This is a genomic window from Gymnodinialimonas sp. 202GB13-11 (genome assembly GCF_040932485.1).
GTDB lineage: Bacteria > Pseudomonadota > Alphaproteobacteria > Rhodobacterales > Rhodobacteraceae > Gymnodinialimonas > Gymnodinialimonas hymeniacidonis.
On record NZ_JBFRBH010000001.1, the window covers coordinates 2,508,903 to 2,531,501 of the forward strand.

The following is a 22,599-nucleotide window of genomic DNA, read 5'->3' on the forward strand; positions in this document are numbered from 1 at the left end:
GACCGGCTCCTATCGCGTGAAGGCTTGGGCGTTGCCCGCATCGACATTGATGATATTGCCGGTGGATTTCGCAGAGGTCTCAGCGGCGAAGAAATACGCCGCCTCAGCGATATCCTGCGGCAGCACGGAGCGCTTTAGCATGGAGCGTTCGCGGTACATTTCCTCCAACCCCGCCTTGTCGGTTCCGTAGGTAGAGGCACGTTGGTCGAGCCATTCGCCCTGCCAGATCTTCGAGCCTTGCAGCACGGCGTCGGGGTTTACGACGTTCACGCGGATGCCTGCCCCGGCGCCCTCCAGTGCAAGGCAGCGGGCAAGGTGCAACTCGCTGGCCTTGGCGGTGCAATAAGCAGCGGCATTCGGACTGGCAGCCAGTGCGTTCTTCGACCCGATGAACACGACCGAGCCGCCCATGCCTTGCGCGCGGAAAAGTTTGAACGCCTCGCGGCTGACAAGGAAATAGCCGGTGCTGAGGATGTCCATGTTCTTTTGCCACAGCGCGAGCGAAGTCTCTTCGATTGGGGAAGAAGAGGCAATTCCGGCGTTCGAGACGAGGATGTCCACGCCGCCATATTCGACGGCTGCATCCTCCATCGCGCGGGTCACTTGGGTTTCGTCGGTCACGTTCATCACAACTTGCCGCACCACATCGCCGGAGAAGCGGTCGCTGAGCGCGTCGGTCGCCTTGCCAAGCGCTTCGGCGTCAATATCGGCGAGCACAACGCACGCCCCTTCGGTCAGGTAGCGTTCTGCGGTGGCCGAGCCGATCCCGCCCGCCGCTCCGGTCACAAGCGCCACGCGACCGGCCAGCGACTTGGGTTTCGGCATACGTTGCAGCTTGGCCTCTTCCAAAAGCCAGTATTCGATATCGAAGGCCTCCTGCTCGGGCAGGCCCTGGTATTCCGATACCGCAGAGGCGCCGCGCATCACGTTGATGGCGTTGACGTAGAACTCGCCTGAGATGCGGGCAGTCGCCTTGTCTTTGGCGAAGGTGATCATGCCCACGCCGGGCACCAGATAGACCACCGCGTTGGGGTCGCGGATGGCCGGGCTGTCGGCGCGTTTGCAGCGCTCATAGTAGGCGGCGTAGTCGTCCCGGTAGGCGGCGACTTGATCACCAAGCCCAGCCAAAACCGCATCTACGTCCGGCGCGCCGGGGTCAAAATCCACCACAAGGGGGCAAATCTTTGTGCGTAGGAAATGGTCGGGGCAGGAGGTGCCGAGTGCCGCCAGAGGCTTCATATTGGCGGAATTCACGAATTCCAGAACTGTATCGCTTTCGTCGAAATGACCGACCATGTGCTGCTGGCCCGATACCATGCCGCGTATTGCAGGCATAAGGCGCGCGGCAACGCTGCGTCGGTCACTGGCGGGCAGGCTTTCGTGGACCGGGCCGCCAAATGATGCGGTGTCTGCAGTTTTGGCCTCAAACCAATCCATCGCCTTTTGAATGACATCCAAGGTCAGCTCATAGCAGGCGCGGGCGTCATCATCCCAAGTGAACAGGCCATGGCTTTCCAGAACCACGCCCTTGGCTTCCGGGTTGTCCTGGCAGAATTTCTCAAGCCATAGCCCCAGTTCGTAGCCCGGGCGCTTCCAAGGGAGCCAGCCGATCTCATCCCCGAAAATTTCTGTCGTCAGGGCCTTGGAGTCCTTGGCCGCCGCAATGGCAATGATGGCATCGGGGTGCATGTGATCGACATGTTTGCGCGGCACGTATGCGTGCAGGGGCGTGTCGATGGAGGCCGCGCGCGGGTTCAGGTTGAAGGTGCAATGGGGCAGCAAGCCGACCATCTCATCCTCGAACTCTACGCCACGATAGATGCCTTTCAGGGCGCGCAGTTTGTCCATGTAAAGCGTGGCGAAGCCATCCAACTTAATGGAGCCGACATCGCCGCCCGATCCCTTGACCCACAGCACTTCAACCGGATCGCCGGTGAGCGGGTCCGTCTCGGTCACCTTGGCAGAGGTGTTCCCGCCGCCGTAATTTGTGATCCGCTTGTCTGATCCCAGCAGGTTCGAGCGATAGAGCAGCTTTTCCGACTCGGACATGTCAGCTGCAACGCTTGCGTCCCATTTGTTCAAAAGACGCTTTTTTTCAACGGCTTCCAGCATGCGACCTCCCCTTTCGGGCGCGTTCGCCCGGCATGAATTCAGCTACAGGTTGCGAACGGGGCGACCGGAAGTCAATCAAAAACGATCATTAATGATCATGCTGCGCCGCAGAATGATTGATAATGACATTTAATGATTGACACATGATGAAAATACAATCCACGATTGAGCCAATCTGGGAGGATTCGATGCACGAAAAAGAACGCCACAACGTGATACTGAGCGCCGTTCAGGAGCGCCCCGTTATTACCGTTGCCGACATTTGCGCTCTTACCGGCGCGTCGGAAGCAACTGTGCGTCGCGACATCAACACCCTTCACTTGGAAAAGCGACTGCGCCGCGTGCGGGGCGGGGCCGAGGCAATCACTCCACCGCAATTCGTGGGGCTTGCGGGCCGGACATTCGCCGTCAACGAAACCATGCGCAGCGCCGAGAAGCAGGCCATTGCGCGCGCTGCCGTCGAGCTTTGTGATGATGGTGATGCAATCATCATCAACGGGGGGACGACAACCTTTCAAATGGTTCACCCGCTGGCGATGCGCCGGATGCAGGTCTTCACCAACTCTTTCCCGATCGCCGAACACCTGCTGAAGCATTCGAAGAACACGATCATGCTGTCCGGTGGTGCCATCTACCGCGAACAGAACATCATCCTGTCGCCCTTCGACAATGACGTGACCCGCAACTTCGCCGCGAAACGCATGTTCATGGGCGCGCAGGGGCTTGGGCCGCTTGGCCTGATGGAGGCGGACCCCCTGTTGATCCAGGCCGAACAGAAGCTGATCGGGCAGGCGGACGAGTTGGTGGTTCTGGTCGATAGTTCAAAATTCGAACAGCGTTCCAGCCTCGTGCTGTGCCCGCTGGAACGCATCGACGTTGTCATCACCGACGACGGCATTTCTGACCGTGCAGCAGCCATGCTTGAAGCGGCGGACATCACACTGATCGTAGCCACGCCAAATGCTGCGACCCAGACCGGATCGGGCTGAGGGCCCGGAAGACAACTCATTCTTAGGGAGGAACTATCATGAGTATTACACGCAGAATTTTCGGGGGCACGGCACTGGCCGCCTTGATGCTGGCAGGCGGTGCGGCGCATGCCGACGATCCGGTGCGCATTGCGTTGGTTGTGAAGGCGCTTGGCATCGGCTTCTTCGAGGCCGCGAATGACGGCGCGATGGAAGCGGCGGAAGAACTTGGCAATGTCGAGATCATCTACACCGGCCCGACATCGACCACCGCAGAAGGCCAGATCGAAGTGATCAACTCGCTGATCGCGCAGGGCGTCGATGCGATTGCTGTCTCGGCCAATGATCCCGACGCGCTGGTGCCGGTTCTGGAACGCGCCATGCAGCGCGGCATTGCTGTGATCTCATTTGACTCCGGCGTCGCGGAAGCTGGACGAATGTTGCACCTTGCTCCGTCCTCTGACGCCCTGATCGGGCGCACGATCATCCAGCTTGCGGCAGATCACCTGCCGGATGGCGGGCAAGTTGCGCTTCTATCGGCCACCGCGACATCGACCAACCAGAACACCTGGATTGCCGAGATGAACGCCGTGATGGGCGACTACCCAGACATCGAGGTAGTTGCGACGGTTTACGGCGATGATCTTGCCGACCGTTCTTATCGTGAGGCCGTTGGCCTGATGCAGACCTATCCTGACCTCGATGCGATCATCGCGCCAACGTCCGTTGGTATCGTGGCCGCCGCGCAAGCCGTGGTCGATCAGGACATGGTTGGTCAGGTGAACGTGACGGGCCTTGGTCTGCCGTCCGAGATGGCCGGTGCGATTGAGTCCGGTGCCTCGCAGTCCTTCGCGATCTGGAACCCGATTGATCTGGGCTACGCCGCAACCATGCTGGCCTATGAACTGTCAGCAAACGGCGCGGAAGCGGCACCCGGCGCAGTGATCCCGATGGGTCGCATGGGCGAGTTGGAGCTGGACGACACCACCACGGGTGCCATGGCCAACCCATTCACCTACGACGCTTCAAACATCGAGCAGTTCCGCGAGATCTTCTGATCAACGCGGCTCTCCCGGCCCGGTCCGCTTTGATTGCGGGCCGGGTGTTTCAACCTTTCGGACGGACTTGATGCAACAGCTCGCCCCCAAAGCGGACGCGGCGCACGATATCCCCGTGCTGCGACTGTCCGACGTGACCAAGACATTCCCCGGCGTAAAGGCGCTTAACGGCGTTTCGCTGGAGCTTTACCCCGGCCAGGTCACCGCCCTGATCGGTGAAAACGGTGCAGGCAAGTCCACCATCGTTAAAGTGCTGACCGGCATTTACCGCGCCGATGAAGGCGAGATCGAAGTCGACGGCGCACCAGTTCATTTCGCCACTGCCGACGATGCGACCGCCGCAGGTATCACCGCGATCCATCAGGAAACCGTTCTGTTCGATGAGCTTTCGGTCGCGGAAAACATATTCATCGGCCATGCGCCGCGTGGGCGCTTTGGCTTGATCGACACGGCCGCAATGAACAAGCGCGCGGCTGATATCCTTGACCGGATCGACGCCGCGCTTGATCCGACGACGCCGCTGAAAGACCTGGGCATCGCAAACAAACACCTTGTGGCCATCGCCCGCGCCCTGTCCGTCGATGCGCGTGTGGTCGTCATGGATGAGCCGACAGCCGCCCTGTCCCAAAAGGAAATTGAAGAGCTTTATGAATTGGTCGACCGGCTGAAGGCCGAAGGTCGCGCGATCCTCTTCATCTCTCACAAGTTCGACGAGATTTTCCGCATCGCCGACCGCTATGCTGTCTTTCGGGACGGGGAGCATGTGGGCGCGGGCCTGATGGCAGACGTGACCGAAGGCGACCTAGTGCAGCTTATGGTCGGGCGTGCGGTCGATCAGATCTTCCCCAATCGCAACCATCAAGCCGGCGATGAGGTTCTGCGTGTCGAAGGGTTTGCACATCCCACAGAATTCGACGGCATCGATCTTACGCTACGGTCGGGCGAAATCCTGGGCTTCTACGGCCTCGTCGGCGCGGGCCGGTCCGAGTTGATGCAAGCCATATTCGGAATTACGCGACCTTCTGCTGGAACGATCACAATTGACGGCGAAGCGCGTACCATCCGCTCGCCCGCCGACGCGGTTGCCAATGGGATCGTCTATGTCCCCGAGGATCGCGGGCAGCAGGGCGCGATTCTTGGCCTGCCGATCTTCCAAAATGTCACCTTACCCTCCCTTGGCCAGACCTCACGCAGCGGGTTTTTGAAACTCGCCCGAGAGTTTGACCTAGCGCGCGGCTATACCGAACGGCTCGACCTCCGCGCGGCGGCGCTGGATCAGGATGTGGGCAATCTTTCCGGCGGCAATCAGCAGAAAGTGGTGATCGCCAAATGGTTGGCCACGAAGCCCAAGGTCATTATTCTGGATGAACCGACAAAGGGCATCGACATCGGATCTAAGGCTGCGGTCCATACCTTCATGGCGGAACTCGCCGCCGAGGGGCTGGCCGTGATCATGGTCAGCTCGGAAATCCCCGAAATCCTCGGCATGTCGGACTGCGTGATCGTCATGCGCGAGGGGCTGATCGCGGCGGAATTGGAAGGGGATGAGCTGACCCCTGAAACGCTGGTCCGCCACGCTGCCGGCATAGGAGAGGCCCAATGACCCGCCTTCTGAAATCCCGTGAGGTGCTGCTGGTGGGCGTGATCCTTGCGCTTCTGGCGCTGATCGCCAGCCGCTTTCCGGCCTTCATCCAGCCTGGCAACCTCGTCGACGTACTGACGGATACCTCACCGCTGATCATCCTTGCCCTTGGTCAGGCGGTGGTGATCCTGACGCGGTGTATCGATCTTTCAGTTGCCTCGAACCTCGCGCTGACCGGAATGGTCTGTGCAATGCTGAACGTGGCCTATCCGGGCTTGCCGATTCCGGTAATCCTTGTGGTGGCCTTGGCGCTTGGCGCGGTGCTGGGGGCGTTCAACGGCATACTGGTCTGGAAGCTTTCCATTCCGCCCATCGTGGTGACGCTTGGCACGTTGACCATTTACCGGGGCATCATCTTCGTGATTTCCGATGGCCAATGGGTGAATGCCCATGAGATGAGCGCCGCTTTCACCGGCTTCCCCCGCGCCGATATTCTTGGCCTTCCCGTGTTGGCCTGGATTGCCATTCTCGCCACCATCGCCCTGCTGGTCATGGTTGCACGCACACCGCTTGGCCGCGCCTTCTACGCGGTGGGCGGCAACCCCAACGCCGCCGTCTACACCGGCCTGAATGTCGGACGGACGCAGTTCTGGGCGTTTGTTCTGTCCGGCACCTTGTCAGGCCTGTGCGGATACCTTTGGGTAGCGCGCTATTCGGTGGCTTATGTGGACATCGCGCGGGGCTTTGAGTTGGAGGTCGTCGCCGCCTGCGTCATCGGCGGCATCGCCATTGCGGGCGGTGCGGGGACCATCATGGGGGCCGTTCTTGGCGCGCTCTTCCTGGGCATCATTAAAAATGCGCTACCCGTCGTGGGCATCTCCCCCTTCTGGCAGTTGGCAATCTCAGGCGCGGCCATCGTGATTGCCGTGGCCTTCAACGCCCGCGCCGGACGCAGACAGGGCCGGATCATCCTCAAACGCGCAGAACAGGAGGCCCAGGCATGAGCGACACGACCCGCCATATCCCCGACCGTCTGCAAAGCCCCGCGCTGAAGGCCTTCAAGTCGTGGGAGACACTGCTGCTGGCCGTTGCCATTGCGATCTTCATCACCAACAGCTTCCTGTCGCCCTACTTCCTGAATGCCTGGAACCTCAGCGACGCGACCTTTAATTTCACCGAAAAGGCGATGATTGCGTTCGCCATGGCCTTGCTGATCATCGCGGGCGAGATTGACCTTTCGGTCGCCTCCATCATAGCGCTGGCCTCCACCGCCATGGGATATGCCTTACAGTTCGACGTCGGCACATGGGGGCTGGTGATGATCGGCCTGACCACCGGGCTACTATGTGGCGCGTTCAATGGCCTGCTGGTGACCGCTCTTGGCTTGCCGTCCATCGTTGTGACCATCGGCACGATGAGCCTTTTCCGCGGTATCTCCTACATCGTTCTGGGCGATCAGGGGTTTCGTGGCTACCCGAGTGATTTCAGCTTCTTCGGGCAGGGCTATGTCTATTGGGTGATTTCGTTCGAATTCGTGCTCTTTGCCGGGCTCGCGATCCTCTACTACGTCCTGCTGCATCGCACGAATTTCGGGCGCGCGGTTTATGCCATCGGCAACAATCCTACGGGTGCCCTGTTCTCAGGCATCAAAGTCGCGCGTGTGAAGTTCATCCTCTTCCTACTGACCGGGCTAATGGCTGGGGTGGCTGCTGTTTGCCTAACCTCTCGCCTAGGATCGACACGGCCCACCATCGCGCTGGGGTGGGAACTTGAGGTTGTGACTATGGTGGTCTTAGGCGGAGTGAACATTCTCGGCGGATCAGGCTCCATCCCGGGTGTCGTGATTGCAGCCTTTGTGATGGGTCTCGTGACCTTCGGACTAGGTCTTCTGAACGTGCCCGGGATCGTCATGTCGATCTTCATCGGCTGCCTGCTGATTGGCGTGATCGCCCTGCCCCGGCTGTGGGCCATGTTGCGCGCGTGATGGAGGGAGGAATGGAGAAATTCGCCTTCAAAATGCACCTCAACCCCGGTTGCCTCGACGAATATCGCAAGCGCCATGACGAGATCTGGCCTGAGCTTGTGACGCTTTTGCACGAGGCCGGGGTCAGTGACTATTCCATCCATCTTGATCCCGACACCAACATCCTTTTCGGCGTGCTTTGGCGACCTGCGGATCATGGAATGGACGCTTTGCCCAATCATCCCGTGATGCAGCGCTGGTGGGCCCATATGGCTGACATCATGGAAACGCATCCAGACAATGAGCCGGTCGCCACGCCTTTGGTGCCGGTGTTCCACTTGCCATGACCCATGTCGCGGTCATCGACATCGGCAAGACCAATGCCAAGCTCGCGCTTGTGGACCGCGACAGCCTTTCTGAGATCGCCGTCGTCACACGGCCCAATATCGTGCGCCCTGGCCCGCCATGGCCGCACTTTGACTTGGACGGGCATTGGCAGTTTCTGAAAGCGGCGCTCAAGCAATTCCACGAAACCCATGGTGTCGACGCGATTTCGATAACAGCCCACGGGGCGTCCATTGTCTTACTAAACGAAGAAGGCGGGCTGGCTGCCCCGATGCTTGATTATGAACATCCCGGCCCCGACGACTTGGCAGGCGACTACGCCGCCATACGCCCCGACTTCAGTGTCACCGGTTCCCCAAAACTGGCAGGCGGTTTGAACGTTGGCGCCCAACTGCATTGGCTGTTTCAGCAAGACCCTGATCTGCGTGACCGCACCGCACAGATCGTGACCTACCCGCAATACTGGGCGTTTCTCCTGACAGGTGTCGCGGCCACAGATTTTACCTCATTGGGATGTCACACCGACCTTTGGCTTCCGGGCGAGAGGAAGGTGTCGCAATTGGCAGCGACCCTCGGCATATCCAGCGCACTCGCACCGGTGCGCGCCCCAGCCGACAAGTTGGGTGGCTTGCTACCATCGGTGGCAGAGGCAACCGGGCTGCCAGTGGACACACCGGTTACCTGCGGAGTGCATGACTCAAATGCATCTCTGCTGCCGCACCTGCTGACTCGAACGGCTCCGTTTTCCGTTGTCTCAACCGGAACGTGGATCATTGCCATGACGATCGAAGGCGCAAAGGTTGAACTGGATGAGAGGCTCGATACCTTGATGAACGTGTCCGCCAAGGGCAATCCGGTTCCATCTGCGCGCTTCATGGGGGGGCGCGAATTTGAAACGATTTGCCCTGATCCGTCAGCGGACCAAGACTCAATCTCCTTGAACCGAGTCCTTGCCGAGAAAATCATGCTGCACCCGTCGTTTGCGCCGGAAACCGGACCCTTCAAAGGTCAGGCAGGCGGATGGGCAGGTGGCACTGCACCGGAAAGCGAAAGCGCGATCCAGATTGCAGCCTCCTTCTACTGCGCAATGGTCACGTCGGTTTGCCTAGAGCTGACAGGCCATCGAGGCCAGATCGTGGTCGAAGGTCCGTTCTCAAAGAACAAGGCATTCGTCGAGATGCTGGCAGCGGCCTCAGGGTCGCCCGTTGTTCCGGCGGCAGGCCAGACCGGCACAAGTATCGGCGCTGCGCTTCTCGTGGAAGGGCCAGCCTATGAGCAGCGGACGAATGGCGAGGTGACGCCCGATCAACTCGAAGATTGTTTTTTCGCCTATGCCGAGGCTTGGCGCAGTCAGGTTCGCAATGACGAAAGCGCCTAGTGCGAAACTGGAAATTCAGCCAAATAATTCAAAAAACTACCATACCCAGCTTCTTGGAAGCGCAACGAAGGTCTGCGACCTGTCCGAGATGTTGTTCGCAGCTTTGCAGAGCGACGTGTTGCGGCTGTGAAGAGCAATGATCCGGCATCGAGAGTGACCAGCCCGGGGTTTGCCTAGACTTTTTCGATTCCGTTGTTCCAGCGAACGTCCGTTCTCACGAGCCGCGACGCAGCGTAATCACGGCATCGCAAAGTCGACGACGCCCGACCTTAACCACTGGATAAGTCGATGATACCTAATTCTGCATGACCACTGAAGTAACCCCGCCAATCTACGCGACAGTGTCACGCCAATTCATCGCAGATTGGCTTGCCGCCTTGCGTCCACTTTGCACGGAGCTTGAATACCGCTCATTTTTGAAGCGCGCCGACTTGGCAGCAGACCAGATGCCATCGCAGGAGCGGGTGACGTTGGATCAAATTGTCTGCTTGTATCAACTTGCCGCAGTTGAGACTGGCGATGAAATGATGGGGCTGTGGTCCCGCCCCATACGTCCGCGCGCCCTTCAGCATCTTCTAACGTCGGTCCGGGAAGCAACGTCGCTGGCGTCTGCGCTGTTTCGATTTTCGACGTTCTGGAACCTGCTGCTTGATGACTATCAATTCGCATTGATTGAAACGGGCGCGGACGTGACGCTGCAACTTACTCCGCAAGGTGATCAAGCGGCCCAGCGATTTGGACAAATGCTGATCCTGAAACTGGCGCATGGGTTGCTATCCTGGCTCGCGCGATACGAGGTGCCCGTCGCAAGGGTCGGTTTTTCCTTTGAGCGGCCCGTGTTCGAAGAGGATTATGCCGTGGTCTTTCCTGCGGCAGTTCAGTTCGGCCAGCACGCGACCTCAATTTCGTTTTCTTTGGATGTCTTGGGGACAGTACAGTCGCGTCCTTCGGCTGATCTGGATCGCTTTTTGGAAAACGCCCCGCGCGATTGGATTTTCACACGGTCCCAGCAACACACTCAGTCATTGCGCGTCCGCACTTATCTCAGCCAGACAGATTGGGACAGGGCGAACCTTACCGCGGCTGCAAGTGCCATGCACATGACCCCACGCACGTTAATCCGAAAGCTGGAGGCGAACGGCACCACCTTTCAGGCGATCAAGGACGCCTTGCGCCGCGACATTGCGATCCGCCACCTGCAGTCAGGGCAGCATTCCATCGAGGCCATTGCGCACGAGGTGGGGTTTTCGTCGGCTGCCAACTTTCACAAGGCCTTTCAAAGATGGACCGGCAATACGCCCAGTTCCTATCGGCGCAACCATCCAGCCAGCGGCTGAATTTGTCACTTTTCGACAATAAGTTGTCACCTGGCGAGATAGAGGGCGGCGCTGCTGGGCTCTATTCCAACATTAGAATCATTTGCTCAACCTTGCTCACCCGTCTTTTCGAGTATCCCGCCGTCTCGCCTTGAAACGGCGGGATATGACAATGCACGCCGCTCAAAAGGATCATCCCATGTCCGACAAACTCGACGCAATTCTCGCCGCAGCCCTCGCGCATGCCAAAGATGTCATCGCGCCCAATGTGGACGCTTGGAACACCGCCAAGTCCTGGCCGCGCGATGCGTCGGACAAGGCGGGGGCGGCCGGTCTCACCGGGCTATATGCCCCCGAAGAATGGGGCGGTCAGGGTTTGCCTTTGTCGGAAGGCATTCAGGTTTACGAGCAATTGGGGTTAGGAGATGGGGCCTATGCCTTTGCCCTTTCGATGCACAACATCTGCACCTTTGCGGGCTGCGGATATGGGACCGACGCCTTCAAGGAAAAATGGGCGCGTGATCTGACCTCGGGCCGCAAACTGGCAAACTTTGCGCTGACCGAACCGCAGTCAGGGTCCGACCCGATGAAGATGTACACACGTGCTACGATCAACGGCGACGGCACATGGACAATAAGTGGTGCGAAGGCGTGGGTCAGCTTGGCAACCGAGGCAGATGTGTATTTCACAGTCGTGAAAACCAGTGATGTGCCGGGCCATAAGGACATGGCGATGATCGCGATTCCCGCGGACGCACCGGGAATCTCCTTTGGCCCACTCTATGACACCCCATCCTACAACTTCCTGCCCATGTCCGAGATGTACCTCGACAAGGTGGTGGTCAGCGAAGACAACATCATCCTGCCCATTGGTCAGGGCCTGCAAGGGTCGCTCATGGCGATCGATATTGCTCGGGTTTCTATTGCGTCCGGGTGTTGTGGGTTGATGCAAGCCGCCCTTGATACCGCGCTGTCTTATTCCAAGAACCGTAAGATGTTTGGCGGCAAAAATCTGGATCTCGACGGGATTCAATGGATGCTCGGCGAAGTGGCAACTGACCTAGAAGCGTCCAAGCTGCTGTATCGCAAAGCAGCTGAAGCGCTCGGCACGCCAGAGGGTCCGTTGATGGCCGCCCATGCCAAACGCTTTGTTCCTGACGCTGCAGTCAAGGCCGCCAATACATGCACTCAGGTGTTGGGCGGAATGGGGCTTTTGCAGCCCTATGGATTGGACCGTCTTTCGCGGCTTGCCCAGATGCTGCGGATCGTAGACGGCACGACCGAAATCAGCCGCGTCGTTATCGGACGCGCCTTGCAAAAGCGTGCAGCAAGCTTGCCCGATTTGCCAGTGCCGCAGGGGTTTGGCGAGGCGGAAGAAGACACCGCCGCCGTTGCAGCCGAGTGATCAGCCTCTGCTATCGGCAGTTATTGAACGCGGTCGTTTACAATTCAATTGTGAACGACCGCACTGTCCCACACAGCCGACCTTCGGTTTTTTTACTAGCGGGTTAGCAACGGCGCAGCCGTCGCGCGATCCAATGCCTGACAGAGTATCGCACAGCGATATCACGAGACGGGCCGCGCCGTCCGGCGCCCCCCCCCTGGCAGATTTTACTCGTGCAATCGGCAGACTGGCAGCGGGCGATTTCTCTGAACATGACATTCAAAATGGGCGGAGTGCGGGTTTGGTGGGCATGGGATTTGGTGGGCGTAAGGCCCCTGGAAATTCCCGCAGGGTCGACAGGCCCCGGCCCGACGCTGGGGGCTTTGCGGTCAAACGAAGGAAACCAGGAAGGGCTCGCCTGCATGGCAAGCTCCAGTCCTCCCACTCATAAGGGAACATCGAAATAAACTCGAAAATATTTCTACAATCCTAGAAGGATTTTTCAATCCTACTATTTATTTTTCAATGTGTTACGCGGCTACAAAGCCCGATATCATGCGTGAGCAACCTTGCAACCACCCGCTGCCCACCGCGCGCTTGCTCCCGCCACCCGTGCCCCAAACAGGCGCGCCGTCGCCTTGTCCCCCTCGCTCACCGGATCCGTCGCCATTAGCCCCAACCACGACCCATCGCGGTTGATGCCTTCCCGCTCCGGCTTGACCGGTGCGCCAATTTCTGACTGCCCGACCCAGATCATCCCCATCTGCGCCGCAAACACCGCCAATCGCACGAGGGCATTCATCTTGTCGCCCGACGGATGCACCGCCACCGTGAATCCGGCCGCCACCTTGTCAGCCCAAAGCCCCGTGTCCCACCGGCTCGCCGCTTCCTCCAGAAACATGTCAAACCGGGCAGCCGTCGACCCCATATAGGTCGGCGCGCCAAAGATGATGGCCTCCGCCGCATCAAGCGCCACCCAATCCTCCGGTCCCATCGCCTCCACGTCGATCAACTGCACCTCTTCCGCGCCCTCGGCCACAGCCTGCGCCAGCATCCGCGTGTGCCCGGTGCCGCTGAAATAGACGATACAGATCACGAAACGTCCCGCCCGGAGACTCCCGCCGGCGTCGGCGCGCCTTCCAGAACCCGTAAGGGCCGCCGTACCGCCGCCGCCAATCCGGGCCGTGGCCGCGCAGGCACACGCTTTGACGCCTCCAGCAAGATCACCCCGCCCGCCCGGCTGCGGGTCAGCTTGCCGCCGATCCGCTCCAGCATGTCCGACGATTTCAGCCAAAACTTCCGGTGCGACGGAGGGGAGAACAACGCCGCAGCATGACGCTCTGGCACGAAATCATGCCGCTTCAACTGCGCCTCCAACTGCCCCAGCGAATAGGGGCGCCCGAACCCAAACGGCGTGCCATCCCGCCGCGCCCACATGCCCGACCGGTTCGGGACGATGAACAGCGCCCGCCCGCCCGGCGCCAACACCCGCTGGCATTCCTCCAAAACCGCCGCCGGATGCTCGGACGTCTCCACCCCATGCAGGCACACCAGCTTGTCCGCGCTTTCCGATTGCACCGGCCACAGGCTTTCGCGGCAAAGGGCTGAGACATTCTCCAACCCCGCCGGCCAGGGCATCACGCCCTGCTCGCCCGGCATCAGGGCAATCACCCGCCGCGCGTCCGCCAGATACGGGCGCAACAGCGGCACCGCGAACCCAAAGCCCACGACCGTCTGCCCCTTTGCCTCCGGCCACATCTTCAACATCCGCTCCCGCACCGCCTTCTGCGCGATCCGGCCCAACCGTGTGCGGTAGTAGAATTGCCGCAGATCGAGAACGTCGAGATGCATGACCCGTTATCCGTTTGAACCCGCGCGCGCACCGGCGCACACTCAAACCTGAAGATAGCCAACCAAGGGGGGATTACCATGTCCGAGCCGCAGATCGTCACCATCCCGTGCCTGTCGGACAACTACGCCTTCCTGCTGCATGACCCCGATACCGGGGCCACCGCCTGCATCGACGTGCCCGATCACGCGCCCATCATCGCCGAGCTTGACGCGCGCGGTTGGACGCTGTCGCACATCCTGATCACCCACCACCATTGGGACCATGTGCAGGGCGTCGACGCGCTGAAAGCTGCAAAAGGCGGCGCGGTCTGTGGCTGCGGGGCCGACGCCGCCCGCCTGCCCGCGCTTGACCACAAGCTGGCAGAAGGCGACAGCTTCCAGATCGGCGGCCTCACAGCCGACGTCCTCGACGTCTCCGGCCATTGCGACAACCACCTCGCCTTCATTGTCCCCGCGGCCAACGCCGCCTTCACTGCCGACAGCCTTATGGCGCTTGGCTGTGGCCGCCTGTTCGAGGGCACGCCCGATCAGATGTGGGATAGCCTCAGCAAGCTCGCCGCACTGCCGCCTGAGACCATGATCTATTCCGGCCACGAATACACCGCATCCAACGCGCGATTTGCGATAACCATTGAACCCGACAATCCTGACCTTATCTCTCGCATAGCTGAAATCGACGCCGCCCGTACGGCAGACCGTCCAACCGTTCCCTCCACCCTCGCCCTGGAATTGGCCACAAACCCGTTCCTGCGCGCGACCAACCCCGACATCGCCACCGCCCTCGGATTGGCCGATGCCGCCCCCGCCCGCGTCTTTGCCGAGATCCGAGCAAGAAAAGATGCGTTTTGATCACCTTTGCGGCACCCTGCCACAAAACCGTGCAACCCCAATACCTTACGCCGGATTAACCTGTATACCCCAGCATCTTGTGGCCCCGAACACGGACCGTTGATGCGTTTTTTCTTGAAACCTCCGCGCGGAAAGCAAAACTTAATCATATGAGGCCACAATCGAGCGGTGGCTTGCGCCCCTCGATGCAGACGAAAGGAGCACGCGACGTGCCATCTTTTTCGACCACTTTGGAACAGGCCATCCACGCTGCCCTGGCGAATGCGAATGCTCGTCGTCACGAGCTTGCAACGCTGGAACACTTGCTGCTTGCCCTGATCGACGAACCCGATGCGCAAAAGGTCATGAAGGCCTGCTCGGTGGATGTCGAAATCCTTCGCGAAACACTCGTGAAATTCATCGATGATGATCTCTCGACACTGGAAACCGATGTTGAAGGGTCTGAGGCCGTACCAACGGCGGCCTTCCAGCGCGTCATTCAGCGCGCGGCGATCCACGTCCAATCCTCCGGCCGCACCGAGGTGACCGGCGCAAACGTGCTGGTCGCGATCTTCGCCGAACGCGAAAGCAACGCCGCCTACTTCCTGCAAGAACAGGACATGACCCGCTACGACGCGGTCAACTTCATCGCCCACGGCGTCGCCAAGGATCCGTCCTACGGCGAAGCACGCTCCGTGTCCGGGGCCGAGGATGAAGAGAGTGAAGGCCAGGCCGTCCAAGGCGGCGAGGTTGAGGAGGAGGGCAAGGAATCCGCCCTCGCCAAATACTGCGTAGATCTCAATGCCAAAGCCACCAAGGGCGATGTCGATCCCCTGATCGGCCGTTCCCATGAGGTTGAGCGTTGCATTCAGGTCCTCTGCCGCCGCCGTAAGAACAACCCGCTACTCGTGGGCGATCCGGGCGTAGGCAAAACCGCCATCGCCGAAGGCCTCGCCAAGAAAATCGTCGAAGGCCAGACGCCTGAGGTGCTGCAAGGCGCCACGATCTATTCACTCGACATGGGCGCGTTGCTCGCAGGCACCCGCTATCGCGGCGACTTTGAGGAACGCCTGAAGGCCGTGGTCAAGGAACTCGAAGATCACCCCGATGCGGTGCTGTTCATCGACGAAATCCACACCGTCATCGGTGCCGGTGCGACCTCCGGCGGCGCAATGGATGCCTCCAACCTCCTGAAGCCAGCGCTTCAGGGCGGTGGACTGCGCTGCATGGGCTCCACTACCTACAAGGAATACCGTCAGCATTTTGAAAAGGACCGCGCGCTTTCCCGCCGGTTCCAGAAGATCGACGTGACCGAGCCTTCGGTGGAAGACAGCGTGAAGATCCTCAAGGGCCTCAAGCCCTATTTTGAGGAGCATCACTCCGTCAAATACACCGCCGATGCGATCAAGACCGCGGTGGAGCTGTCCAGCCGCTACATCAACGACCGCAAGCTGCCCGACAAGGCCATCGACGTGATCGATGAAGCCGGGGCCGCACAGCACCTTGTGGCTGAATCCAAGCGTCGCAAAACCATCGGCACCAAGGAAATCGAAGATGTCGTGGCCAAGATTGCCCGCATCCCACCCAAGAACGTCTCCAAGGACGATGCCGAGGTTCTCAAAGACCTCGAAGTCTCCCTAAAGCGCGTTGTCTTCGGGCAGGATACGGCGATCGAAGCTTTGGCCTCGTCCATCAAACTCGCCCGCGCGGGTCTGCGCGAACCGGAAAAGCCCATCGGCAACTACCTGTTCGCGGGTCCCACCGGCGTCGGCAAGACCGAGGTGGCCAAGCAATTGGCCGACACGCTCGGGGTAGAGATGCTGCGCTTCGACATGTCCGAATACATGGAAAAGCACGCCGTCTCGCGCCTGATCGGGGCCCCTCCGGGCTATGTCGGCTTCGACCAGGGCGGCCTTCTGACCGATGGCGTCGACCAGCATCCGCATTGCGTGCTGCTGCTTGACGAGATCGAGAAGGCGCATCCGGATGTCTTCAACATCCTCTTGCAGGTCATGGATCACGGCACGCTCACCGACCACAACGGTCGCTCCGTCGATTTCCGCAACGTGGTCCTCATCATGACCTCGAACGCTGGCGCGGCAGAGCAAGCCAAGGCAGCCATCGGCTTCGGTCGGGACCGTCGTGAGGGCGAAGACACTGCCGCGATCGAACGCACCTTCACGCCGGAATTCCGCAACCGTCTGGACGCGGTCATTTCCTTCGGCGCGTTGCCAAAGGATGTGATCCTGCAAGTGGTCGAAAAGTTCGTCCTCCAACTGGAGGCGCAGCTGATGGACCGCAACGTCACGATCGAGCTCACCAAGCCCGCCGCCGAATGGCTGGCCGACAAGGGCTACGACGACCGGATGGGCGCCCGCCCGCTTGGCCGCGTGATCCAAGAGCATATCAAGAAGCCGCTCGCGGAAGAGCTTCTCTTCGGCAAACTGGCCAAAGGCGGCAACGTCAAGGTCGGCGTCAAGGATGGCGAGATCGAGCTGCGGATCGAAGAACCCGGCAGCCCGCGCCTTTCGTCCAAAAAGAAGCCTCCGCTTCTGACGGCAGATTGATCAGGTTCGGACCAGAGCATCAGGGGTCGGCAGAGCAATCTGCCGACCCTTTCGCTGCCGGGCTTACGCCAGGATCAAACTCCTCCCGTTCGGGAAGACCGCGCATTTTGCGCCCAAACTCCTCCCGTTCGGGAACATATTCGGGTCCGTTAACTACAAAACCCCTCCCGTTAGGGAACAACTCCTCCCGAACGGGAGGGGTTTTGGCCGCTTTACTGGCCCTTCTGACCGCCACGCCAACGCTCGCCCAAGACGCCCTGCAACTCACCTTCCCAGTTGATTGCACTCTTGGTGAGAGCTGCGTGATCCAGCAGCTCATGGACCGCGACCCAGGTCCCGAGGCGCAGGATTTCCGCTGTGGATCAATGACTTACGATGGGCACCAAGGCACCGATATCCGCCTGCCCGACTTCGCAGCGATGGCTACCGACGTCCCGGTCCTCGCCGCCGCCCCCGGCACCGTCCTCGGCACCCGCAACACGGTCCCTGACACCGGAATAGATGGCTTCCCAGAGGGTCAGGATTGCGGAAACGGCGTCGTTCTGGATCACGGAAATGGCTGGCAAACGCAGTATTGTCACCTTGCCCAGGGCTCCGTCTCCGTGGCCAGCGGCGATCAGGTTGAATCTGGTCAACCCCTTGGAACCATTGGATATTCTGGCGCGACAGAATTCCCGCACTTGCACATTTCCGTCCGCCAAGACGGCACCCACGTCGACCCGTTCGACCCGGCCGAGTCGAACACCTGCGCCATCGACGCCACCCCGCTTTGGGCAGATGAGCTCTCCGTCCCAGCCGGCGGCATCCTCAGCGCCGGGTTTGCTGAAACAGTGCCGGAATACGGTGCCATCCAGGCCGGAACCGCAAACGTCGAAAGCCTTCCGCGCAACAGCGAAGCTCTTGTTGTTTGGGGTTTTTTCCACAACGGCCAGGCCGGGGACCGGGTCGAATTGATCATCACCGATCCTGCCGGGGAAAACCTGCATTACGGCGATATTACGCTTGAACGCACCCAGGCACAGCTTTTCCGCGCCTCAGGTCTGCGCATTAGAAACGGTTTGGAAACAGGCACTTACCGTGGAACAGTCATGATCAGCCGGAACAATTTTCTCGTCGACAGTCGCGTCGTCACGGTCGACGTCCCTTAGCGTTCCGTTAGTTTCAACTCGATCCGCCGGTTCGCCGCCTGCCCTTCCGCCGTTCCGTTCGACGCAATCGGGCGATGCTCTCCAAACCCGGTGGCCGCCAATCGCGACGGAGGAATCCCAAGGTTTTCAGACATATAGAGGACAACGGACAAGGCCCGCGCCTGGCTCAATTCCCAATTGTTGGCAAATTGCGCCCCCTCGCGCAGCTGCTGGTCGTCCGTGTGCCCATCCACCCGGATGATCCAATCAATCTCCGACGGGATCTCGTCGGCCACTTCCAAAAGCAGGTCCGCAACCCGTTGAATTTGGGCCAAACCTTCGTCGGCCAGATCTGCCGAACCGACCTCGAAGAGCACCTCGGACGAGAAGACGAACCGGTCACCCTCAATGCGCACCCCTTCGCGGCCTTCCAGCAATTCCCGCAAACGTCCAAAGAATTCAGAGCGATAGCGCTCCAATTCCTGCGCCTCTGCGGCCAACCGCTCGGCCTCCGCCGCCTCCAACGCCGCATTCGCGCGCTCTTCCGCCGCCAGTTGCGCCAGCGCCGTGTTCAACCGCGATCCCAGCGCGCTGATCTGAACCTGAGCCTCCGAATCCCGCTCATCGGCCACGTCCAGAAGCGCCTCCAACGAGCCCAATTGCGCCCGCAACGCGGCCACCTGCTCGTTCAACAAAGCCACCTGCCGCGCGCTCTCAGCCGACGCGCTTTCAGCAGCTTCCAACTCCTGATTTGCCTGTGCCAGCAATGCATCGCGCACCTCTGCCTCGCTCAACGCCTCGGCCAGTTCCGCGTCGGTGCTTTGCCGCGCCGCCAATGCAGCGGCCAATTGTGCCTCGAGCGTAGACAGCTCACCCGATGCCTCTGACGCCTCGGCATTCGCGGCACTCGCTTCCGCCTCAGCCTCTGCGATCTGCGCCTCCAACGCGGCCAAACGCGCGGCCGTGCTCGCTTCCGCGCTTTCGAGTCGCGACAACGCCAAAGCCAATTGCGTTTCCAACTCCGACATATCGCTGGATTGCGCCTCGAGCGCGGTTTCCACGCGACCCAGTTCCAGCTCAGCTGCGGCAAGGGCATCAGCCAAAGTCGCCGCCTCGCCCTGCCCCTCATCTGCGCGGGCCAGTGCACCGGCCAACCGCGTCGCCAGATCCTCACGTGCCGCATCAGCCGCAGCCAGAAGGGTCAGTGTATCCTCGGCCCGCTGGCGCTGTTCTTCCAAGGCCAGCGACATCGCCGTCAACTCAGCATCCGCATCCTCAAGCCGCCGCCGCAAGGCTTCCGCCGCCGCAGCCTCGGCCAGACGCGCAGCCTCTTCTTCGGACAAGGCCGCGTTCGACGCCTCAAGCAGCGCCTGCAACGCCGCTGCGGCAGCCGCCTCGGCCAGACGAGCGGCCTCCTCCTCAGACAGCGCGGCTTCAACCTCACCCAAGCGCTGGCGCAACGCCTCTGCCGCTGCAAGTTCCGCCAGCCGAGCGGCTTCCTCCGCCGATAATTCCGCCTCAACGCCTTGCAACTCTGCCTGCAATTCCGCGACTCGTTCATCCCCTGTCGCCAAGGCCGCCAGCGCATCCGACAGTGTGCTATCGCGTTCCAAAAGCGCGCCCGCGAGCTGCGCATTCCGCGTCTCTGCCGCCGCCAAAGCGCGCAAGGCATCGGTCAGCGAGCCGTCCCGCTCCTCCGCCTGCGCTTCCATGTCGGCAATCAACGCTTCCAGCGCCTCCCGACGTGCCGCCGCCAGACGCGCAGCCTCTGCCGTGGCGTCGATCTCGGACCGTGCTGTGGCAAGCGCCAAGTTCAACGCCTCCGCCTCTGACATGGCTTCGGCCAATTCGCCTTCGGTCGCCGCCAGTCCAGCCGCCAACTCGCTGTTTTGTGCGAGCAACCCTGCCACTTGTTCTTCAAATGCCACGATCCGCGCGGCCCGTTCTGCGCTTTCCGTCGTGAGTGAGGCAATCAACGCCTCCTGCGCCGCCGCCTGTTCTTCGGCTGCGGTAAGGGAGCCAGTCAGCGTCGCCACCCGGTTTTCCAGATCGCCCGAGCGTGCCTCTTCCAGACCCAGCGCCTCCGCCAATTGGTTGACCTGCGCGGTCAAGGAATTCAGCTCATCATCCTGCGTGCTGATCTCTTCCGACAGGACGAATTGCATGACCATGAAGATCGACAGGACGAAGATCATCACCATCAGCAGCGCGGTGATCGCATCGACAAAACCGGGCCATATGGTGCCCGACATGCCTTGGCGTGCGCCGCGGTGAAAGGCCATCGCTACTCGCCCTGTGCTTGACGGCGCGCGCGGGCCTCAGCCGGTGCGCGGGCGGCTTGGGTCAGGGCCTGAAGCGCCTCGGTCAGCTGTGCGATGTCGCCACGCAGGCCCGAAACCTCTGCATCGCGGGTCGCGCCCATCTCCTCAGCGAGTTTGAACAGCTGCACGTCGATCGAGCGCAAGCGGTTGCGGCTTTCGTCGTCTAGCCCGTTTTCGGCAGCCAACCCGTCCAAAGCCGCAGCAAGTCGGTCCTGCGCGGTGGCAAGACGTTCCGTCACGGCGACTTGCCCGGGCCCGAGGCGTTCTGTCAGCCCTTCAACCGATTGCGACAGGTTCAGAAGCCGTTGCTCCGTCGCCGCGCGGCGCGTTTCAGATTGAGCGAACAGCGATTGCAGTGTGTCCATCTGGTCGACCATGTGGTCCAGCACAGTCGCAATCGCCGCCTTGTCGATGGCCCCGTCGCCCTCGCCAGACGAGAAGGAAACACGCGTGATCGAGGCCAGCCATTCCTCCAATTCGCGGTAGAAGCGGTTCTGCCCGTGGCCGGCATAAAGCTCCAACAGGCCTACGATCAGGGAGCCCGCGAGGCCCAACAGCGACGAGGCAAAGGCTGTGCCCATGCCGCCGAGCTGATCATCAAGGCCGTCCATGAGACGCCCGAACACGGCCAAACCTTCCTCCCCATCGGTCGGCTGCAACGACCGGATCGTCTCAACCACCGCCGGAACCGTGGTGGCGAGGCCAAAGAACGTGCCCAAAAGGCCCAGAAAAATCAGAAGGTTGGCGATATACCGCGTGATGTCGCGGCTTTCTTCCATCCGCGCGCCAACCGAATCCAGCACCGATTTGGCCGAGGCGGGCGTCACCTGCATCCGGTTCCCGCGCATCCGCGCCACACCGGTCATCGCGGCCAACAAACGCGGGGGTTTATCCTCTTCACTCGCGGCCCCACCACCGGCCAATTGCTCGATCCACGCAACGGACGAAAACAGCTGGATCACCTGGAAGAACGTGGCGAAGACGCCCACGATGAACACAACGCCAATTGTCCCGTTCAGGAACGGCGCCGACAGGAATACGGGCTGCACGCGGGGCCAGACCAACACGCCACCCGCAATGACCAACGCAAGGATGATCACCATCAGCACGATCTGCTGTGTCGGTCGTGTAAAGCGGAGCGCGCCTGCGCCCTCTCTGCTGCTCGCCATGGCGTTTCAATCGCTCTTTGGTCGTCTCTGGCGCGACCTTACACGGGCCGGACCTTTTCGCCAACAAAAGCCTTACGCAGTGCTATTGATCGCCCGCACCTGAGCCACAAGGCTGTCGAGGTCATCATCGCCGATGCCCAACTCCGCAAGATGCGCGGCGGTATTGCAGAGGTATTCGTCATTCGGCCCACGCCCGCCATGGGCGCCCGCAATAATCCGGGCCTGCACGTCCAGCGGATGCTGACAATACTGCACGTGGGATCGATCAATTACGTAGGCCAACACATCGCCCTGTCGCGCGCCATCGCGAAACTCGATCTCCTGCCGCGTCTCGATATAGGCCGAAGAAATCAGCTCCCGTTCACGCAAATAGGCCAAAGTCGCCTCTTCGGTCCCTGCTTCGGCGCGCAATGCAAGTCCATCGCAAAAGGCCGACGGGGCCTCATCCAGCGCCAGAACAAGGCCCGGATCAGCCTCCGTCCCGCGATGGTGGATCGACGTCATGCAAAACGATCGATGCCAGCCGTGCAGCCGCGCAATGCGCGTCTCAGCCACCGGGAACCCGGGGTTCCAAAGAAGCGAGCCGTAGCCGAAAACCCAAAGAGAAGACGTCATGGAATGGTCCTTGTC

18 protein-coding genes are annotated in these 22,599 nt (G+C 60.7%); 12 read left to right on the forward strand and 6 right to left on the reverse strand.

The window, feature by feature from the left end; translation table 11 throughout:
• Positions 1–9: 9 nt before the first annotated feature.
• Positions 10–2,112, reverse strand: a complete 2,103-nt coding sequence (locus tag V8J81_RS12635; protein WP_368476110.1) for a bifunctional rhamnulose-1-phosphate aldolase/short-chain dehydrogenase — start codon at positions 2,110–2,112, stop codon at positions 10–12.
• A 188-nt stretch (positions 2,113–2,300) separates the two neighbouring features.
• Here V8J81_RS12635 and V8J81_RS12640 point away from each other — a divergent pair, with 188 nt between their 5' ends.
• The 9 genes from V8J81_RS12640 to V8J81_RS12680 all read left to right on the forward strand — a co-directional run bounded on the left by V8J81_RS12640 (position 2,301) and on the right by V8J81_RS12680 (position 12,127).
• The gene (locus V8J81_RS12640; protein WP_368477637.1) at positions 2,301–3,101 is read left to right on the forward strand and encodes a DeoR/GlpR family DNA-binding transcription regulator; all 801 of its coding nucleotides are present in this window, start codon (positions 2,301–2,303) and stop codon (positions 3,099–3,101) included.
• 38 nt (positions 3,102–3,139) lie between these two features.
• Positions 3,140–4,138 carry a rhamnose ABC transporter substrate-binding protein gene (rhaS, locus tag V8J81_RS12645; protein WP_368476111.1) on the forward strand — a complete coding sequence of 333 codons (999 nt, stop codon included), beginning with the start codon at positions 3,140–3,142 and terminating at the stop codon, positions 4,136–4,138.
• Between the two features lie 70 nt (positions 4,139–4,208).
• The gene (locus V8J81_RS12650) at positions 4,209–5,741 is read left to right on the forward strand and encodes a sugar ABC transporter ATP-binding protein (protein ID WP_368476112.1); all 1,533 of its coding nucleotides are present in this window, start codon (positions 4,209–4,211) and stop codon (positions 5,739–5,741) included.
• Positions 5,738–6,724, forward strand: coding sequence for an ABC transporter permease (locus V8J81_RS12655; RefSeq protein ID WP_368476113.1), 987 nt, complete (start codon positions 5,738–5,740; stop codon positions 6,722–6,724). The genes V8J81_RS12650 and V8J81_RS12655 overlap by 4 nt, the downstream gene beginning before the upstream one ends.
• Entirely contained in the window at positions 6,721–7,704 is a 984-nt protein-coding gene (locus V8J81_RS12660) for an ABC transporter permease (protein WP_368476114.1), read from the forward strand. Before V8J81_RS12655 ends, V8J81_RS12660 begins: the two co-directional genes overlap by 4 nt.
• An 11-nt stretch (positions 7,705–7,715) precedes the next feature.
• On the forward strand, positions 7,716–8,030 hold the full coding sequence (gene rhaM, locus V8J81_RS12665; protein WP_368476115.1) for an L-rhamnose mutarotase: 315 nt from the start codon (positions 7,716–7,718) through the stop codon (positions 8,028–8,030).
• The gene (locus V8J81_RS12670) at positions 8,027–9,406 is read left to right on the forward strand and encodes an FGGY-family carbohydrate kinase (RefSeq protein WP_368476116.1); all 1,380 of its coding nucleotides are present in this window, start codon (positions 8,027–8,029) and stop codon (positions 9,404–9,406) included. Before rhaM ends, V8J81_RS12670 begins: the two co-directional genes overlap by 4 nt.
• Before the next feature lie 305 nt (positions 9,407–9,711).
• Positions 9,712–10,743, forward strand: a complete 1,032-nt coding sequence (locus V8J81_RS12675) for a helix-turn-helix domain-containing protein (protein ID WP_368476117.1) — start codon at positions 9,712–9,714, stop codon at positions 10,741–10,743.
• A gap of 178 nt (positions 10,744–10,921) precedes the next feature.
• Positions 10,922–12,127: an acyl-CoA dehydrogenase family protein gene (locus tag V8J81_RS12680; protein WP_368476118.1), complete on the forward strand. Its 1,206-nt coding sequence runs from the start codon at positions 10,922–10,924 to the stop codon at positions 12,125–12,127.
• Between the two features lie 532 nt (positions 12,128–12,659).
• Here V8J81_RS12680 and V8J81_RS12685 read toward each other — a convergent pair.
• Both V8J81_RS12685 and V8J81_RS12690 read right to left on the reverse strand, forming a co-directional pair.
• The gene (locus V8J81_RS12685; RefSeq protein ID WP_368476119.1) at positions 12,660–13,202 is read right to left on the reverse strand and encodes a flavodoxin family protein; all 543 of its coding nucleotides are present in this window, start codon (positions 13,200–13,202) and stop codon (positions 12,660–12,662) included.
• Positions 13,199–13,957: a class I SAM-dependent methyltransferase gene (locus V8J81_RS12690; protein WP_368476120.1), complete on the reverse strand. Its 759-nt coding sequence runs from the start codon at positions 13,955–13,957 to the stop codon at positions 13,199–13,201. The genes V8J81_RS12685 and V8J81_RS12690 overlap by 4 nt, the downstream gene beginning before the upstream one ends.
• 78 nt (positions 13,958–14,035) lie before the next feature.
• Between V8J81_RS12690 and gloB the strand changes: the two genes are divergently transcribed.
• The 3 genes from gloB to V8J81_RS12705 all read left to right on the forward strand — a co-directional run bounded on the left by gloB (position 14,036) and on the right by V8J81_RS12705 (position 18,500).
• A complete protein-coding gene (gene gloB, locus V8J81_RS12695) occupies positions 14,036–14,806 on the forward strand; it encodes a hydroxyacylglutathione hydrolase (RefSeq protein WP_368476121.1) in 771 nt (256 codons plus the stop codon).
• 209 nt (positions 14,807–15,015) lie between these two features.
• Complete coding sequence (gene clpA, locus V8J81_RS12700) at positions 15,016–17,352, forward strand: ATP-dependent Clp protease ATP-binding subunit ClpA (RefSeq protein ID WP_368477638.1); 2,337 nt, start codon at positions 15,016–15,018, stop codon at positions 17,350–17,352.
• Between the two features lie 203 nt (positions 17,353–17,555).
• On the forward strand, positions 17,556–18,500 hold the full coding sequence (locus V8J81_RS12705; protein ID WP_368476122.1) for a M23 family metallopeptidase: 945 nt from the start codon (positions 17,556–17,558) through the stop codon (positions 18,498–18,500).
• On the opposite strand, the gene V8J81_RS12710 is transcribed toward V8J81_RS12705, so the two are convergent.
• The 3 genes from V8J81_RS12710 to V8J81_RS12720 all read right to left on the reverse strand — a co-directional run bounded on the left by V8J81_RS12710 (position 18,497) and on the right by V8J81_RS12720 (position 22,584).
• On the reverse strand, positions 18,497–20,761 hold the full coding sequence (locus V8J81_RS12710; protein WP_368476123.1) for a peptidoglycan -binding protein: 2,265 nt from the start codon (positions 20,759–20,761) through the stop codon (positions 18,497–18,499). The two genes, V8J81_RS12705 and V8J81_RS12710, sit on opposite strands and share 4 nt — an antisense overlap.
• 2 nt (positions 20,762–20,763) lie before the next feature.
• Positions 20,764–21,969: a biopolymer transporter ExbB gene (locus V8J81_RS12715; RefSeq protein ID WP_368476124.1), complete on the reverse strand. Its 1,206-nt coding sequence runs from the start codon at positions 21,967–21,969 to the stop codon at positions 20,764–20,766.
• Between the two features lie 72 nt (positions 21,970–22,041).
• Entirely contained in the window at positions 22,042–22,584 is a 543-nt protein-coding gene (locus tag V8J81_RS12720) for a gamma-glutamylcyclotransferase (RefSeq protein ID WP_368476125.1), read from the reverse strand.
• Positions 22,585–22,599: the final 15 nt, after the last annotated feature.